The sequence below is a fragment of the Planctomycetaceae bacterium genome (assembly GCA_041398825.1).
Classification (GTDB): Bacteria; Planctomycetota; Planctomycetia; order Planctomycetales; family Planctomycetaceae; genus F1-80-MAGs062.
In genome coordinates, this window is sequence record JAWKTX010000011.1 from 251,268 (window position 1) to 268,492 (window position 17,225).

General features: G+C 54.9%; 8 protein-coding genes. 2 read left to right on the plus strand and 6 right to left on the minus strand.

Going from position 1 to position 17,225, the window contains the following annotated elements; genetic code table 11:
* Window positions 1-64: 64 nt before the first annotated feature.
* The 3 genes from R3C20_19835 to pilM form a co-directional block, all read right to left on the minus strand.
* Window positions 65-2,422 (minus strand): hypothetical protein, encoded by a 2,358-nt coding sequence (locus tag R3C20_19835; protein MEZ6042756.1) that lies wholly within the window; start codon window positions 2,420-2,422, stop codon window positions 65-67.
* A 74-nt stretch (window positions 2,423-2,496) separates the two neighbouring features.
* On the minus strand, window positions 2,497-4,284 hold the full coding sequence (locus R3C20_19840) for a hypothetical protein (protein MEZ6042757.1): 1,788 nt from the start codon (window positions 4,282-4,284) through the stop codon (window positions 2,497-2,499).
* Between the two features lie 99 nt (window positions 4,285-4,383).
* A complete protein-coding gene (gene pilM / locus R3C20_19845) occupies window positions 4,384-6,729 on the minus strand; it encodes a type IV pilus assembly protein PilM (GenBank protein MEZ6042758.1) in 2,346 nt (781 codons plus the stop codon).
* Window positions 6,730-7,037: 308 nt separating this feature from the next.
* Here pilM and R3C20_19850 point away from each other — a divergent pair, with 308 nt between their 5' ends.
* A complete protein-coding gene (locus R3C20_19850; GenBank protein MEZ6042759.1) occupies window positions 7,038-10,205 on the plus strand; it encodes a hypothetical protein in 3,168 nt (1,055 codons plus the stop codon).
* A 59-nt stretch (window positions 10,206-10,264) separates the two neighbouring features.
* Window positions 10,265-10,939 carry a (d)CMP kinase gene (gene cmk / locus R3C20_19855; GenBank protein MEZ6042760.1) on the plus strand — a complete coding sequence of 225 codons (675 nt, stop codon included), beginning with the start codon at window positions 10,265-10,267 and terminating at the stop codon, window positions 10,937-10,939.
* On the opposite strand, the gene R3C20_19860 is transcribed toward cmk, so the two are convergent.
* The 3 genes from R3C20_19860 to R3C20_19870 form a co-directional block, all read right to left on the minus strand.
* On the minus strand, window positions 10,884-14,042 hold the full coding sequence (locus R3C20_19860; GenBank protein MEZ6042761.1) for a DUF6493 family protein: 3,159 nt from the start codon (window positions 14,040-14,042) through the stop codon (window positions 10,884-10,886). The two genes, cmk and R3C20_19860, sit on opposite strands and share 56 nt — an antisense overlap.
* Window positions 14,043-14,104: 62 nt before the next feature.
* Window positions 14,105-15,469, minus strand: a complete 1,365-nt coding sequence (locus R3C20_19865) for an SWIM zinc finger family protein (protein MEZ6042762.1) — start codon at window positions 15,467-15,469, stop codon at window positions 14,105-14,107.
* Window positions 15,470-15,594: 125 nt separating this feature from the next.
* Window positions 15,595-17,225: sulfatase (locus R3C20_19870; protein MEZ6042763.1), on the minus strand; the 1,631-nt coding region annotated here is incomplete at its 5' end.

Sequence of the window (17,225 nt, forward strand, 5' to 3'; positions counted from 1 at the left end):
TTTCTGGGCTACGGCTCGCTAAGAAATCAAACCAGAGAATTCACGAAGCGAAGTCAGAGCAAGTCTATTCGCCCCCGGACATGCCACCCATACCTCCGCTGCGGCCACCACGCCCTCGGCCTCGGCGATTGTCTCGGCGACTGCCACCACTGAGTGGATCACCATATCCCATTCCGCCGTCGTAGCCTCCGCTTCCCATTTCGCCACCATAATCGCCAAATGGATCGTTACCGGGATCCGGCATGTCACTCTTTCGCCAGCCGATTTTCTCGTACTCCTTGATCAGGAATTCGATATCCCCTTTGTCCTCATTGCGTTCCCGGTCAGCATCTCCCACGGACCGAGTCGCGAGTGAACCATTCGGCGTCAGAACGGTGATTTGATCAGCCATTCTGTATGAACTTCGACCGAGAAATGCTTTCAGGTCCGGATGCTCACTGCCATTCAAAACTCCCCCTTCGCTCACGCCGCACAGGATATCGCGAGATTTAACTTCGACAGGCACTCGATCCAGAACGCTCTTCGAAAGGTCGACAGCATCTGTTTCTTTGTGACCACCAATTCTCACGCCAACCGGTACCTGAAGATCGACCATCACTGGCGTACCCAGTGATTGCGCTTCGTAGTAAACAGATACGTCCGCTCTTTCACCAGTTTGCCCTGCGACCTTATTCACGTAATAGCGATACTCAGACGGCACAAACACAGGAGCAGTTGGCACACTCCATTCCGACATAATCGTCTTCTGTGAAGAAAGCTCTGGCTGTTCGAGTTGATCAACGGGGACGTTGAAGTTTGGATTATTCAGTTCTAATCGAATGCGATAGATGTACTGTTGACCGCGTTCGACAGTGAAGTCCATGAACCGCACAAGCAGCAGTCGACCAGCCGGCGTCTCGAACAGTTTCCGCCGCATTTCTTTGAGTTTTTCCTCGTCGACCTTCCCACCCTTGCCGGGTTGGATGCCAGGTGCTGAGCCCATCATCCCTGCGCCCATCATATCTGACCCGTACTCGCCCATCACATCGTTGTAGAAATCTTCGCCGCCGCCGTTTCCATAGAGATCCCCAAACAATTCGTTCGCGTTCCCTTTGTAGCCGGAGAAACCCTTCTTTTCAGCTCGGGCTGGAGGCATCTTCGCCTTACGCTCAGCGGCTTCCTGAGCCAGTTTCTCATCACGTTTACGGACGAGCTCCTTCTCTTCCTCACTCAGTTCAAAGTCCGAAATCAGTTTGTGGGAAGCCTGTGAATTACTCCAGCGGCCCTGAGCAAGTCGAGGCAGTGGCATCGTAATTACCGGGCGGGTGACCCGCGGATCGACAATCTCCAGGTCAAATCCCAGCGATTCCTCCAGAATTTCTGCCAGGTCCTCAACCAATACTGGTTCCCATTCGCCCGCCCATGGATCCAATGATGCCAGGGCCTGCTTCCGCTCGACATGAATTTCCACAAAATCTTCTGCGTATCGGGCAGCACGAGGGTCTGACGCAGGAATGTGCAGGGCGTCTGCTATTTTCTTGGTTTGCTCTCGCAGATCAAAAACGTACCGGACCGAAACGCCTGCAGCAAATCGGATGCGTTTTTCCTTGATGTTCGTCCCGAGCATTCCTCCATACATGCCGCCTTCACCGTACATGTCTCCATACATTTCACCACCACCATAACCGTCTCCGTACATGTCGCCACCGGAGCCTGGGTCTCCCATGCCCATGCCAGGACCACCCATGCCCATACCCGGTCCGCCAAGTCCTGGTCCGCCAAGGCCTGGACCGCCTAATCCGGCACCACCCAATCCGGGTCCACCGCCAAGCCCAAGTCCCGGGCCACCCAGACCGCTGCCGTATTCTGAGCCCATTCCTGCACCGCCAGTGCCTGTTCCTGCCAGCGCACCGAAACGTTCTCTGCGGCGTTTATCTTCGTCACTTTCTTCGTCAACGGGTTTTCCATCCGAGCCTTCCGGATCTGCTGGATTATCCAGAGCTTCTTCCTCGTCTTCGTCCACGTCAACCAGAGCGATCGGCTGGGAAATAGCGGTCTGTTCAGGACTCACCGGTGACAGAACCAGGACCGCACCTCGCTTCTCTCTGACCGGGTTCAACGGCGGATTGAAAGCAATGGACGGTGCAAACTGATCCACGTCTTTGTTGGGGGCAGACATACGAGCCACCAGTTCAGAGACGTTCGGCGTCTGATTAAACGATTCCTGGTCTGTCTCTGGCCAGGTATTCTGGGGACTTTCCATCGCCCGCTTCGTGTCATCGGCAATTTTCTGCATCTCACCAACGGTTCGATCTGCCCCGAACCAACTGGCCGATGCCAGCCCCATGAGCGACAGCAGTGCAATTAAGCCCGCGCCAAGTTTTTCACCATGATTCAGGAAGAAAACCTTGGCATCGAAGCCTTTTCCTTTGGACTTTTTCATCTTCTCGTTCCCATCACCTTTGAGGCCGCCAGATTTCGTATACCTGATTTGCAATCACTCTGATCCAGATGCCGCTATTGGTTTCCGTCTACTGCGTCGCCGGGCGTGGACTCCACCGATCCGTCAGATGGCGAACCAGCATCGGCCGCATTTCCTGGATCAGTTGAACTTCCGGAATTCTCTGTCGCTGCATCAGGCAAGGTCTCTGCCGGTGGGCTCGAATCACCCGTTCCATCTGAAGATTCCGAACCATCGGTCACTTCAGGAACGGCGGTATTGCCGCCAGCTTCCATCGACTCCTCACCCGCAGCAGCTTCTGTTTCCGATTGAGCTTCGCGTTCTTCCGGAGTTTCATAGATGGTCATCAACCCCCCAACCCGCAATTCCACAAGAGCGGGATCCTGCATCGCCGCCGACAACACCTGCTGGCCAGTCTTTGCTTCCGCACCGCCTGCGAATCCGGCACCGTAGCCATCACTGCCGTAGCCTTCTCCGCCAAAGCCATCACTTCCAAAGCCAGGATCTTCGCCGAACTGGCCAGCTCCGGGAACACCACCGAGTGGATCACCCATTTCACCAGCGTACCCGCTGCCGTACATATCCGACCCCATGCCGGATCCCATATCGGAACCCATATCAGGTCCGCCGAGCCCTTCCATACCACCACCACCGCCGAAACCACCACCACTCATCGCGGGGCCCGTGGTCGTTTTCAGATCAACACGTACGATTTCGACGGGAAAGTCAGAAGTCGTCAATTCTGCCAGAAGTCGCGCGATCTGGTCTTCCCGAATCTTGACGTGCAAAAAGAACGCCCGTGTTTTGTATCCAAGATTCTCAGCATCATGCACGTACCTTTTCTCTTCCGCCTTGGCTCCGCCGATGCCACCGCTTCCTCCGAACCCACCGCCGCCGTACATGTCGGAGTTCATTTCACCGAGCCCCATTTCCATACCGCCCATGCCACCCATGCCGGCTCCCGCACCACCACTTGAATCCGGTCCGAATTCTTCGGACAGGAAATCCATTCCGAAACTGCCTTCGAAAGCAGCCCAGGGGCCTGATCCTGTACGAGCAGATCCGTACATGTCACCCTCGCCACCTTCGCCACCACCAGTGGAGAGGCCAAATCCTCCGCTGGATCCGCCGAAGCCGCCAGGCATTCCCATACCGCCTGCGGCACCACCGACAGGAGCAGGAGAGGCCTCAGGGTCGCCACCACGCAATCGCAATGCCACGATTTGGCGAAGGGATGATTCTGTGATTCGATTGGCGCCACTATTGACGCGGGACAGCGAAGACAGCAGCGACTTCAACAGCCACAGGTCTTCCTGATTCTTCCAGATCTCATCAGACAACGGTTTCTTATTTCGCCAGGTGTTGTACGGCTTGTGAGTGATCGCCTGCTTATTGACCAGCACCAGCCCGCTACCATCCTTCATGTCAAACGGATCAACGATCTCCAGCAGTTCATCAAACTGCTTTCCGTAACCGACTCCCCACTTACCGCGAGTGACCACATTGGGGATCTTCTCGCCGAACGCGATTCCCTTCATGTCGGCCGCGATCGTTTCCGGCCACACACGAACCTCCTTCTGTCGTTGCCAAAGACTGCGAGACGATTTTTCGTACGCAGTCACGTCCTGATCATTCTTTGCCTTCGCGGCTTCAATCCACTTCTGATTCGGCGCATTCGCGCCTTCTTTTGCTTTCGTGAATGAAGCCTCAATGGAAGATTTCCGGGCCGTTGTCGCTTCGGCAAGACTCCCGCTCGCCATCCACCAGCCGACGACCACAAAAATGACAGACAATACAAAGCAAATCCAGTAATGGTGCTTTATGAGTGGCTTGAGTTGGTCCATGTTCACATTTCCTGAAGAAGGCCACGTCAGTTCTGGCCAAAACGAGGAGAAACCTCGAGAGAAACAATATGCGAGAGCGGCAACCTGAATCCTGGCAGACTAACCGGCACTCGTCGCAGCAGACTCGTCTCCGGATGGGTCCGCCGGAGACTCTACACCACCCTCTTCGGACGCTGTTTCGCCGGAAACCGCCGGATCCGAATCGACTCGGTCACGTTCCACCGTTGGTTTCCAGACGAACTGAAGAATGAAATCTGTTCGTTCGAGCTGTTGCAGATCTTCCTTCGACTTCTCTTCAAACACGACATTGCCGCCACCCGCAGCCCCTTGCCCGCCATACATGTTTGAACCCATGCCAGGCCCGCCCATTCCCGGGCCACCCAAACCGGGTCCTCCGAGACCAAGTCCGCCCATTGCCGGGCCCCCCAGACCAGGACCGCCTAAATCCGACCCACCAAAACCTCCCAGAGCACCCGGGGTTTCACCGCCTGTTTCTCCATACATATCACCACTACCACCCGGATAGCCGCCTCCCATTCCTGGATAGCCCCCTCCCATCCCGGGACCGCCCGTCATGGCACCATTTTCGCCAAAGCGAGCATTCGGGTCGTAGATAAACTTGTTATCGATACTGCTGACCACAATTGGATGTGAGATACCAAGCTTGGCCACCGGCACTTCCCAGCCACCCCGATCAATGGTCCACTTCGAGAGATTATCGTTCAAAGTTGACAGGACAAAGTACTCGCCTTTTTCCTCAAACTTCAACGACTCATTGTTGTAGAAGTGATAGCCACGCAGCGTCACGATGTACCCCGCTCCTTCCGGAGCCGGAAGTTCGCTGGCCGAAGCTTCAGCACCATCAGCAGCATCACCATCGTCGCTATCAATCACCCGACCGTCTTTCAAAGCCTGGTACCAGGCACCAACGTCTTCCACCTTCTTGGAGGTAATCGTGTCGAGGTGAATCCGTCGCTGCAGCGATATATCAGACTGATCCAGTGCGTTTCCTTCATCACGCGGCAGGCACTCATTGACCGCCTTCAGCAATTCAGCCCACAGGACCCGCTTCTCCAGCGGAGCCACCAATTGGTTAATGCTGGTGATTCGTTCTTCGTGCCGGGTTTTCTCTGCTGAATAAGCATTCTGATTGGCACTCACCGCAGACTGCAGTGCGGTAACGGCATCCTGTGCAGGCTTCCATTTTTCTTCGCCATACGTGCCGAGAACATGGGCACTTGCCATGGTGCCAATGCCCATAGCCAGCATCAGCCCGGCGGCAGCGGCCACTGCGACCGGCTTCTTGCTGCGAATCTTTCGCTCGACAGCAATTTCGGGCGGAAGAAGTGAAGTGCGAATTCGAGTCTGACCCACGGCCTGAAGCGCGAGCCCGTAGGGAACGGCAAACGTCATGATGTTGTCGACAAACAGCGGATCAGCCAGGACGGAGTCACCAGTCGCACCGCTCAGATGCTCGAGACGCTCCACGTCGTATTGCAGATTCTGTTGGAGAAACTTCTGGAGCCCCGCAAGACGGAATCCATTTCCAACGCCAATCACCTTCTTAATTTTCGCCCCGCGATTGACGCTGCCGAAGAAGCCAATCGACTTTTGAATTTCAGAGACATAGTCGTTGAAGACAGGCCGCATCGCCTGAAACACCGACTTGGGATCCGGACTCTTTGTCGCATTAATCTTGAGATGCTCTGCCTTGGCAAAGGTCAGTTTCATTTCGCGAGTCAACGACCGTGTGAAATGGTTCCCACCGATCGGCACGTTTCGAATCCAGATACTGCGACCGTTCGACACCAGCAATGTGGTGTTGTCCGCCCCCATATCCAGCATCACGTAGTATTCGTCAGTCGAAGGAGGTTCGGGCGTATCAGCAGTCTTGCGAAATCCCAGAACGTCGTACGACAGGTAGTTGTAGACCGCCAAAGGCGCGAGTTGAATGATTTCGACTTCTTTACCATTCGACATGAATGGCCGCATCGCTTCGTAAACCAGGTCGCGTTTCATCGCGAACAGGCCCACCTCGGCCTCCAGCATGAAACCGCTCTCTTCTTCTCCACCGCCAATTGGCTGGTAATCCCAAATCACTTCATTCAGATCAAACGGAATCTGCTGGCGGGCTTCGTACTTGACGATTTCCGCCACCTTGCTGGGCTCAACCGGTGGCAACTTGATGAACTTCGCCAGCGAACTCTGGCCTGGCACGCTGATCGCAATCAGATCACCATCGACGCTGTTCCGTTCCAGAAATGTCGTCATCGACTGACGAATCAGCTCTTCAGGAATGGCATCCGGCTGGCTCAGAATCTTCGCATGAGGAATAAAATCAAATGCGGTGGCGGCAACTTTGTCACTGCCGGTCGCACGAAGACGAATTGCCTTCAAGCCTGCCTGGCCAATTTCAATGCCCCATGCACTGCTGGAATCTGCCATTATCCTGCCTCAATAATTCGCGAATCAGGGTCTGAAAACGACCAAAGCGAGCCGATTACCGGAATACGCAAGTCAAAGGTATCAGCCAATTTCCGGTCTCGTCAACCAATTTCGGAGAATGCTCACGATTGCAGCCCGTCTACCCGGCATTTTCAGGATGTTGTACCGGCTGCAACCATCGATTCGACGTTAATTTCGATCTCGATGTTCCGGAAAACTCGGATTTCCGCCCTCAAGCAGCAAAAATAGAGCACCGGACCCTCTGTCTGGATTCTGCCGCCCACGTCCCCCTTCGTGAAAAGAACAGTATGTCGGAGTTTACCGATTCTCCTGAAGTGTTGTTTGATGAAATCAGCATTATCGTTCCCTGTTATTCAATCGAAGACCTCCCCACCGATCTCGAAGAAGACGCCGCGGAAGGGCTGCTGAACGCATTTCTCATTGGCTGGCACCCGAATGCCCTGCTGGCTTCACACGGTATACCCACAGTTCGACAGGCAGATGCCGTCCGGCATTTCACCGGACGTCATCTGATTATCATTCCCAAAGCCACCGAAGACTGGATGCCCCACGACTGGCAAAATGACACCGCCCAGTACCTGCACGCGGCTATTGCGGACTGCCAGACCCGTGAATCGTACCTGAAACAACTCACAGAAACGCTGAACGAAGCAACACCCGATTCGTCTTCCACTTCCGATGCTGCGGCACCCGCATTGCCAGACGAACTATCCGCGCCATTTCTGGCATTCGGGCTGACATGGCTGATGACCGTCCTCACCGCTCGCAGAATGCACCACTTTGTCGATCCCGATGCACACGTCATCGGCTCCGAAATTCGACTGGCAGCCGAGGCCGCCATCGCGAACCAACCGGAAACCGCGAGAACACATCTGAATCGTTGCTACGAACAACTGCTCGAAACCCGTGAACGCTTCTACCCAACACCCATGTGGCTTGTCGACATCTGCATCCCTCCTCGGGACACAGATGCCGACCAACTGACCGAAACCATCCAGACGTCCGGCCCATTGAACATCGTCGCTGCCGCCAATGAGATTGCGGCATGGCTGAAGTCTTCTGAAAAACTGAGAACCACCCTGGCATCGAAAACGCCGGAACAGATTCAGCTACTGACTGGTCATGCATCCGAAATTCGCCCCTCACTTGGACCATTGACAGCAACGCTGGCCGACATCGATCAGGGACGTCTCATTCTGAACGCGCTAACGAAACTTCCTGTTGAACACTGGGCTCGTAAACGTTTTGGATTAATCTCATCGCTGCCGATGCTGCTGGCACATACGGGATTCAGGACCGCAGCGCATGTTGCACTGGACGACGGTCTTTACCCGGATAAGGAACGATCGCAGTTTGAATGGCAGGCCCCCTCGGGAGACAACATCACGGCAACGTCCCGCATTCCACTCGCGATCGACAGCGCTGCCTCCATTCTGCGGATGCCGGATCGCCTGCAGGAATGCATGCAGGATGACCACATGGCGGTTCTGTACCTGGCGAGACTGCCCATGCTGAATACACCGTGGCTTGGGGACCTGCGTCTGGCCGCAACATTCGCACCTGTCCTCGGCGAATTCACAACCCCTTCCAAACTTGCCGAATTCACCGAAGGCCAGCGCGATCGACTGAAATTCGACCATGCCGAATACCTGAGCCCAACGCTCATTCAGTCGGCTGTCCTCAAGACGGAACCACCCATCAGTGGTCCCGCCACGATATCAAAACTCTGGGCTGCTATTGAAACCTCCCGAACCCTCGACGCACTCTGCACGATGCTGGGACTGCAAAATCCCGGGCAAGTCGGCTCTTCCGAAAGCCAGTCCCCCAATCTTTCTCCGAACGCCCGCAGCGCAAAACTCCTGCCGCCACTTCCTGGACAGGCACTTCAAATACAAGCTGCCGCTGCACAACTGCTGGACATCGAAAACGATCACGCAGAAATCCATCGAAAGGATGGACTGTCATCCAGTGATGCACGCGTGATGCAAACGTCTGCTGAATCGAGGCTGAAGAAACGCGTCGAACAAATGATTCGGGAGTCCGCAGCAAAACTCGCAGAAAAAACCGGAAGCCCTTCGAAGGATGTTGGTCGAGCCCGATCGATCCTGCTGATCAACAGTCTTCCATTTGCACGCACCCGCATGGTGCCATGGCCCCGCGACTGGAATTTGCCGAAAACGCAACGCAACCTGGTTGCAATCTCCAACCACTCACCGGTCGATTCCGCATTGTGGGCAGAAGAGCAGGACGCCACTGATCCTTCACGAGCATGTGTCGTCGAATTGCCCCCCGGTGGCTTCGTTTGGCTTTCGGAAGCGACCGACAGCCAGAGTTCAGCAACTATCTTTCAGGGAGAGAAACGCGAAGCCCCACTCGCCGAATCCCTGACGCTCCGGAATCGACACTTCGAAGTCACGCTCAGTGAACGGCACGGTGGAATCGAATCAGTCATCTTCCATGGCACCCGGTCAAATCGGTTGAGCCAGCATGTCACGTGGCGATACGAACGCGAGCAACGCATTGAAACGCCGGATGGATTTCAAAGCACATGGTATGCGCACGCTCGCAGAACAGACCAGCGAATTGTCACGTGCGATCCCGTGCAGGCCGCTCTCGAAACAACAATCGACATTCTTTCTCCGATCGACGGAAGTCCGCTGCTGACCTGTAAACAGACAGTCGCCATCGATCGCTTTCGCCCCCAATTGACAATCACAGTCTCAATCGAACAGATCGACCGACCGCTGAAAGGCAATCCGTGGATGGAGTATCTGGCCAGCCGCTTTGCATGGGAAAATGAATCAGCCTCCATTACACGAGGAGTCTGGGGACAGGCCGCTGGATTTAAAAACGAACGCTTTGAATCCCCCGACTACATCGAAGTCGCCGACCAGGATCACCGACTGACGATCATCCCTCATGGTCGGCCCTACCATCGACGAAGCGGTCCACGAATGATTGACAGTCTGATACTGTGCGAAGGAGAAACACAACGCTCGTTTCAATTCACAGTTGTTTTCGATCAGCCATTTCCAATGCGCCAATGCCTCGATGCCACTGTCCCACCCGCCAGAGTTCAGCCTTCGCCCGGATTTGCCGGCAAAGCGGAAGCAGCGTGGCTGTGGGGCTTGTCCGCAAAGAATGTGATGGCAGTCCGTGTTGGAACGTCCAGCCCCTGCAGTCACAATTCGAATGGAGATTTGGACGAGGATGTCTGCGCGAGCGATTCGCAGCCATCATCTGCCGAAACGTCCGCTCCCTTATCAGTTCGCCTCCTCCTGATTGAAACAGAAGGCATGATCTGCGAGTGCACTATTCGAACAGCCGTCTTACCGCGAACCGCGGCATTGATTCGGCATGACGGTAGCATCACCGAATCTCTTCCCATCAGCGATCAGGGCGTACTTGTTCGGTTTGCCCCCTTTGAACTGCGGGAAGTTGAGCTACAGTTCTGATCTTTTCACCTCCCCCCAAAGCGTTTTGAGCTTCACGTTCAGTCCCAATCAGGTTTCCAATGATCATTACAATTGATGGACCGGCAGGCTCAGGCAAAAGCACTGTCGCCAAACTTCTCGCGAAGGATCTGAACGTTCGCTTTCTCGACACAGGTGCGATGTACAGAGCTGTTGCATTTGCGGTTCTGCAGGCCGGCATCGACGAATCCAGAACAGAAGAGGTCGCTTCGGTCGCCGAAGGTGTTCAGATCGCCTTCCAGGATTCCAGGTTATTGCTCAACAACAAAGATGTCACCACCCAAATTCGAATGCCGGACGTGACGGCCGTTTCGTCCATCATTGCATCAAATCCGCGCGTGCGTGCCCGCATGGTGGAATTGCAGCGAATGATTGGGCAACAGGGCAGTCTCGTGACCGAAGGACGAGATCAGGGCACCGTTGTATTCCCTCACGCAGAATTTAAGTTCTTTCTCACTGCCAGCCTGGACGCCCGCGCCTGGCGTCGTCATCAGGAACTCCATGCAAAGGGCTCGCAACTTCCATTGCACATCGTGCGGGATCAGTTGCGTCAAAGAGACGACCGGGACGAAAACCGAATCCATGCCCCGATGAAACCGGCAGAAGATGCCATCACCATCGATACATCGGATCACACAATTGCCGAAGTGGTTGAAATACTCATTCGGCGGATACAGACACCCACCGATCAAGGTGCTCCACCCGCCCGCGAATAGCAGACTCCAGCACCTCGGACACATCAAATTCGTTGTCGAATTCGGCCAACTGTTTCGCTGACTTCGCCACTTTTCCGGAACCGGTAATGGACTGCAGGAAGGTCCGGCAGGCAGCAAGGGTGATCCCGCAACCGAGCCGTGCGGCAATCTCCACCAGCATCTCGAAAATATCGCCCATGCCGCGAGGCGTATCCGGTAATTGACTGCTGGCCTTCAAAGACGCACTCGCCACGCCACTCTGGTTCCGTGAAACGCACTCGGCAATTGCGCGCTCCCAGGATCGAAACACGACCCAGGAATGCAGATCGGACGCTGCAGCAATGTCCCCAAAGCGTTTGGCCAGTCGACTGAAATTGAAGGCCTGCCACGGCAGATGCTCTGCCAACGCTTCTCCCAGGCAATCCGTTCCCACACGTCCATCGGAAATGGCCTGAATCAGGATGTCGACCGCCAGACCATGTTCACCAGGTTCCTTTGCAGCCAGACCGCACAGCAACATAAACAACCCAATGGCACGCGGCGGCGTGCCCGGATCCAGCAGCGGTTCCATGAAACATTTGTTGCCCCATTCCGCTTCCCACCAGTCGAGATTGCTGAACAGGAGTTGAGCCCCTCCAGCAAAGAACATTTCGCAACACCCCGGCCAAAGCGTCTTCAGCCAATGGACTGAGTTCTCATCCGCATAGAGCGCGATTGAATTATCATCTCCATTCAGATTGACTTGCGTTATCAGCGTCGGCAGCATGACATCACCGACTTTCGGCATGACTTCAGGCGTTGAAATGCAGGCACTGTATTCCAGCTTTCGGGCATGCTTATTCACCCGATAGGTAACAACAAATTCTGCTGCTGTCGCACAACCAGTGCCCAGTTGCGGGAATGCCTTCTGCACAAACGCATCGTCATCAAAAGGTGCTCTCGACCTTGCCGCCGCTGCCCACAAATGTGGAGAACTTCCGGCGCGTCGAACCCGTCCGCCGAGTGCATGTCTGACCGCATCCAGCCACTCGCCCCTGACTGCTGGCTTCAATCTCTTCAATGCGGTGCCCCGGTTTTCAGGAGCAAGTCGAAGCATCGCCAGAATCACATCACACTCGTCCGGGTCTGTCCGAAGTTCATTGATGCGATCCACAAATTCCACGGGATCGATCCATCCACCTTTATGCGTCGGCGCACTGAGCAAGATCCAGGGTTCTGAATTCAGCCGATCCGCAATTTCCAGAGATCGCTTCGACAGGAACTGCATCTGCACGCAGTTTTCGTTGTCCCAGGTTTCAAACGGTTCGTCCATCAGGCCATGGATGATAAGGCGACCACCACTGAATCGGGACGCCGGCTTCTTCCGCTCAAGACGAACCTTGCCACCGTATGACCACGCCAGAATGAGACCTGTCAGGTCACCTCTTAAACTGTAGCCGCTGAATGGAACGACCGTTCGTTTCAGGAGTCCCCTGGCACGCTTCACAAGCGGCCCAACCAATGCCTGAAAGTCATCAGGTTTATCATTCGATAAACGGGCCAGACCGGCCAGAGCGCGTTCCCCTTCATCGACCAGCGTTGCGTCTTCAATGGCAAGGCCAAGGACTTCCAGAAGTTCCTCCAAATCCGCGACAGGCTCGATTCGCTGGCCCGGGTCAAGACGAGGAATCTCAGTGCCGTTAAAGATCGTCGCCGGAATATCCACACCCTCACCAGCCGACTGACGATCCTCCCGAAGCGACTGAACCAGATCAGGGATACGCAGAAGAGACAACTGCTGCGTCGAGTAACCCGAGAGCTGCCGTGCATCAAAAGTCACTCGCTTCGTCCCTGTTTTTTTCTTCGGTGCAACCAACGCGGCGTTACGAACTGCCGAGGACGAATTTGCTGCATCGACGCCTGACGATGCAAGCCATGCGGAAATCTGCTTCCGTACAACAGCCGAAGCGACTCCCTGATAATTCTGTATACTGGCCAGCAATCGATCGTCAGAAGGATCACCAATCGATTGAATCAACTGGAACGCATGCTTCTGGACCTCTGCCTTTTCATGTGCAAGCGCTTCCACCACCGTCAGGCAAACTTCGCTGCGCTGTTTCGGAAACCCGTTCGACAGTTCTTCCAGAAACTTCACAGCATTCAAAGCAGCCCCTTTCGTCCGTGCTAAAAGCAACGGGGCAACCGTTGAACATAAGGCGGGAACATCACTGACAACGCCTTGCTCCACAAATCGTCGACAATGCTCAAAAGCCCATTCGGCAACATTCAGCGCTGGTGCCGATACAAGACTCAGAATTGTCTCCGAGTGTTTTCTGAGTTCTGCTGCCGTAGGTTCCATAAAGTCGAAGAACTGCACAAACCATTTTGCGTGATGGGCAGAGAAACCGGACATCAAAGCCGACAATGTCGACTGCAGTAGCCTCGGGCGAGAAAGCTTTCCCTTCCTGGAAAGAGTCTTCAGCGCATCAGCCCAATTGCCTTTCGTAAACGATCCGTTTTTCTGACGATCAACATTGACCAGGGTACAGAGTTCTTCGCCCTCATATTCGAATAATTTCCACACGTCATCCTTCAGCAGCTCCGGATCATTGTTCAGCGCTCGCAGAACGGTATGCGTGGCGTCCCCTCGATCAAAGCTCAGGCCAACGATCATTCCGACATAGTAGCGCGGGTGCTCCGGCCTGGTGCAGAGCTTCTCCCGGACCAGCTGACGAACCACCTTCCAGTTGCCAGCCGCAAAATTCTGATCTGCCAGCATCGCGTTCACCTGATCATCAATCCAGGCAGGCCTGCGAACACGAAGAATGTCCAGCACCGTTTCAGAATCCGGCCGCGCGGTCCAGCCCGCCTTCCTGATCTCAGAGAAACTACAGACCCAGAATACCGCGTGCCCGGCCACCAGAACCAGGGGGTTGATGCCGAAAGTGCCGGGAGGATCTTCGATGAAACGCCGACGTTTCTCCTGCCCGTGTCGTTTGATGCACAGGGACGCAAATTCACGCCGCTCCGGCTCGCTCAGAGGACGCAGCAGATTGCTGATCTGCTCTTCCGATTCCGGAACTTCCAACAGCTTCGCGAGCTCTGTTCGAATATTGTCCAAACCGGCACTTCGCTTCTTCGCCATGGTATCCCCCGAACAGAACACAGAATCTTGCACAAGGAAAACTATTCAGGACGCAGGGTGAGTCATTCCGCCTGATTCTCCAGCATAAGTTGACCCGCGAGAACATGTTTACACGGCCCTCGCGTCTCCTGATGCTTGTTGTACCAGGGACACGTGCACTTGAATGATTCATCCGAACGAATCTCGACACGATGTTCAACCCCCGAACTGTCCACTCGAATCTCTGCCAGAGCGGGCGTCATTCGAGTGATTCGTACGCTGCCCGACTCCATCAGTTTTCGTGCGGCCAGCAGTCGCGGCTGCTGCTTTTCCACCTGCGAAATATCAAACGGCATTTCGCGATGAAAATACGCTCTCTCACTCAGATCATAGCCGACGTTTCCGCGAGTCCCCAAAGTCTGAAGCACCGCGCGGATCACGGGAGCCTGCAATTTCAGGGATCGGGCTAACTTCACTTCGTCAACGACGGATTGCCACTTCAACCTGACCTTCACCTTCGGAAGGACGGTGCGATCAACCGAAGCCAGGGACGTCAGAGCCTGACCTTCGCCCGAGAATCCGCGCCAAACTTCCGGGCTCAGAACCAAATGAAATCTGCTGTCCCCAAAATCCAGCACCCAGCCTGAGGCAGCTGTCGCGTTGTCAGCAAATACCTTTAGCGACTCAGCATCTTTTGCAATGGTTTCCAGAACCCGAAGTCTTTCCAGGCCACCAACTCGCACACCGTTTGCCGAATCCGTCTGAGACAAACGCAGTCCCGACCCGGCACTGGTGACGAATGTCGCACGACGATGCGTCTGCATGCGAGGTAATGAGCGAAAGAACTTCAGCGAATGCAGCCCCGAAAGCTCATGAACCAGTTCCATCCGGCTCTGCACCGTCTGCACTTCAACAAAGCCTTTCATCCATCGAATTGGTAGTCGAACCTTTTTCTCAACGACATCTCCGGATTCCTTCTTCAGAACCAACTGGTCATTTCCAATCGCCAGACCAATCTGATCCCCGCGACGCACCTTTGCCAGCGCCGAAAGCATCGGAGCGTTGAAATCCACATTGGTGGTCCCGCGACCTTTAATCTCTCCCTGGAATGATGGCTTCAGAAAATCCGCGCGAACGTAAACCCCGCAACAAGCGGAAAAACCTTCGAATCTCAAGCGATCATCATTCGCTGTGACTACCGGATCCGACTCTGCCACAATGCGCGACAACATCGCTGCAGGCATATGAAACCGCGACTTCACAATTTGGGTTACCGCACGAAGTAGCCCTGCGGCACGCTGGGGATTTGTGAGCTGCCCTTCAAAGAACCAGCCACTGGCGTCTTTGCCCTCCCGAAACGTTGCGAGTCGCAATGTCCGCAAGCTGCCTTTTGTTGTCAGGCCTGAGGCAAACGGATATCGAAACGTATACTGTGATGCAACGGTCATGACAGTCTCGATTCCCTACTTCCCAATGCTTCAGATCCGCTGCTAATGCTGTAGAGCCAGCCAGTGTAACCGCAACGGCCATCGTGCGCAACGGACATCGCCTGCAAAGATCATCCACCGGACAATCAACGAATGGGGTCCACAACGCGGTATGAACCATCGTGGTGAATCCACGGTTCAGGATTATCAACACGCCCAAGGTCACGGCATCCCGGACCAATTGTGGTGACACCCAGATCCGTTTCCGTTGCGCTGATCAGAGCTTCGATCTCTGCGACAACCCCGGGATGATCAGAATAAACGTTGTTCGATTCCGCGATATCTGCTGCCAGATCGTACAGACAGCGTTCTGCAGGCGGAGCGGCAGAATTCCGATTCACCGCCTTTCGCTTTCCTTCACTCGCGGAACGCCCCGTGCCGAGATGAAGTTTCCATTTCCCCATTCGAACCGCTTCCAGCTGAAAGCCGCGATAATAGTAGAAGGTCTCATGCCCCGCAGCGTCTGGATCACCCGCAAGAAGTGGCCAGATATTCTTTCCATCAAGTTTCCGATCATCTGCAATTGCAGCACCCGCCACGTGCGACAGCGTCGGAAGCAGGTCAATCATGCCGGTAACGGCGTCCGTTGATGTGTTGGCGGGAATCTTTCCCGGCCACCATGCAATTGTTGGAACGCGCATGCCACCCTCCCAGGTGGAAGCCTTAAATCCTCGAAGCGGGTAATTCGACCCCCGCGAAGTTCCTCCGTTGTCTGAGGTGAAAATTACCAGAGTATTCTGGTCCAGTTTCAACTCCCGAAGTGTGTCCAGTATCTGTCCAACACTCCAGTCGACCTCTTCAACCCAGTCGCTGTAATAACCATGAGGCGATTTGCCCGCCCAGGTTTTCCCCGGATAGATCGGAAAATGAACAGCACTCTGTGGCAGGTACAGGAAGAAGGGCTTGTCCTGATGTGCTCGAATGAATTTCACGGCCGCCGTTGTGTAGGTTTCAACGATAGCCTGCTGCTCATCCTGCCTGACTCGGGCGACCACCTTCAGGTCTTCCACAAGCGGTAGCGGTGGCTGCTGATTCCCCTTCAACCCCGTTTCATTCGCACCATGATTCGCAATCAGCGCCGGGCTCGGAGGCTTCACATCGGGAATTGGCTTTCCCAGATCGCTCTTGGATCCATCTGCCGCCGTACCCATATCATTGGAATAGGGAATTCCAAGGTAAGAATCAAAACCCTGACTCGTCGGCATGAATTCCGGCTGGTCACCCAGATGCCACTTTCCAATGCAGGCCGTGGCATAGCCAGCATCGTGAAGTACATCAGCAATCGTTACTTCTTCAGGATGAAGCCCGACCGCACCAGAAGGGAACAATACACCAGGAATCGGCAGCACGCGCTTGGAGTAGCAACCCGTCATCAGACTGGCTCGCGACGGAGAACAAACAGGGGCAGCATAAAAGCTTGTCAGCTTCCGGCCTTCTGCTGCCATTCGATCCAGATGAGGCGTTCGATTCTTCTCGGATCCGAATGGTCCGATATCAGCGTAGCCCAGATCATCAATCGAGATGACAACCACGTTCGGCTTGTCTGCGAATGTGGAATTGCATGTGGCTCCCGCCAGCCATAATGCGGCGAAGCTGACACCGAACAGTAGTCTGTGCACGATTTCAAACCTGTCAAAGAGAGGAACACTGGCATCGCGTCCGGCCGACACATTCTTCGGAATGGCCCGAGCGCGACTGACGCGGAGACAAACGATAT